Origin of the sequence: Pseudomonas sp. P7779, assembly GCF_013386315.1 — a bacterium.
Taxonomy (GTDB): domain Bacteria; phylum Pseudomonadota; class Gammaproteobacteria; order Pseudomonadales; family Pseudomonadaceae; genus Aquipseudomonas.
This window is the reverse complement of sequence record NZ_JACARZ010000189.1, coordinates 1-1,274: the sequence shown is the minus strand read 5'-3', so window position 1 is coordinate 1,274 and position 1,274 is coordinate 1. Positions and strand designations below refer to the sequence as shown.

General features: G+C 61.0%; 1 protein-coding gene and 1 pseudogene. Both read left to right on the top strand.

Translation table 11 applies throughout. From position 1 onward, the window contains the following. Window positions 1–240: pseudogene (locus HX869_RS31015) on the top strand (stress response translation initiation inhibitor YciH); the annotation flags it as partial. A 212-nt stretch (window positions 241–452) separates the two neighbouring features. Beyond that, the coding region (gene speA / locus HX869_RS31010) for a biosynthetic arginine decarboxylase (RefSeq protein ID WP_178904164.1) at window positions 453–1,274 on the top strand (822 nt) is incomplete at its 3' end.

Below are 1,274 nucleotides of genomic sequence, written 5' to 3'. Positions count from 1 at the left end.
GATGGTATTGCCCGCGTTCGTCGCGAGAGCAAGGGCCGTGGCGGCAAGACAGTGACCACCATCACTGGCGTGCCCCTGGCCGAAGAAGCCTTGAAGGAACTGGCCACCACGCTGAAAAAGCGCTGTGGCACCGGTGGCGCCCTGAAAGACGGCGTGATCGAGATCCAGGGCGACCACGTCGAGTTGCTGTTGGCCGAGCTGATCAAGCTGGGTTACAAGGCGAAGAAATCCGGCGGCTAGCAGCCTCTGTGAAAACCACCCCGATAGCCCGCTGGCTGAACGCGAACTGTCGTCCCCATGGTTTTCACAGAGCCTGTTCCTGACCGGTGTCTAAACTCTGTCCTGCAAGTGGGGTCTACCCCTCTCACAGGCAAATCGTCATTTTCATTCTTTAGACTGCGCCAGCCTCTGATCAGGCCGGTGCACTTCGACTTCATTTATAGGGGACTTCGATGTCCGTACGACGCACACGCAAAGACGATGGCAGCCAATGGACAGTTGCGGACAGCCGCAGTGTTTACGGGATTCGCCATTGGGGGGCCGGGTATTTCGCGATCAATGATGCCGGTCGCGTTGAAGTCCGTCCGAACGGCCCGAACAGCACGCCTGTGGACCTGTACGAGCAAGTCGACGAGCTGCGCAAAAGCGGCCTGTCCCTGCCGTTGCTGGTGCGCTTCCCCGACATCCTGCAAGACCGCGTGCGCCAGCTGACCGGCGCGTTCGACTCCAATATCGAGCGCCTGGAATACCAGAGCAAATACACCGCGCTGTACCCGATCAAGGTGAACCAGCAGGAAGCGGTGATCGAGAACATCATCGCCACCCAGGACGTGTCCATTGGCCTGGAAGCCGGCTCCAAGCCCGAGCTGCTGGCCGTGCTGGCCCTGGCCCCGAAAGGCGGCACCATCGTCTGCAACGGTTACAAGGACCGTGAGTTCATCCGCCTTGCGCTGATGGGCCAGAAGCTGGGCCACAACGTGTTCATCGTGATCGAGAAAGAATCCGAAGTCGGCCTGGTGATCGAAGAAGCCGCCAACCTCAAGGTCAAGCCACAGGTGGGCCTGCGGGTGCGCCTGTCGTCCCTGGCGTCGAGCAAGTGGGCGGACACCGGCGGCGAGAAATCCAAATTCGGTCTGTCGGCGGCGCAATTGTTGTCGGTGGTCGAGCGCTTCCGCGCGGCGGGCCTGGACCAGGGCATCCGCCTGCTGCACTTCCACATGGGTTCGCAGATCGCCAACCTGGCCGACTACCAGCACGGGTTCAAGGAAGCCATT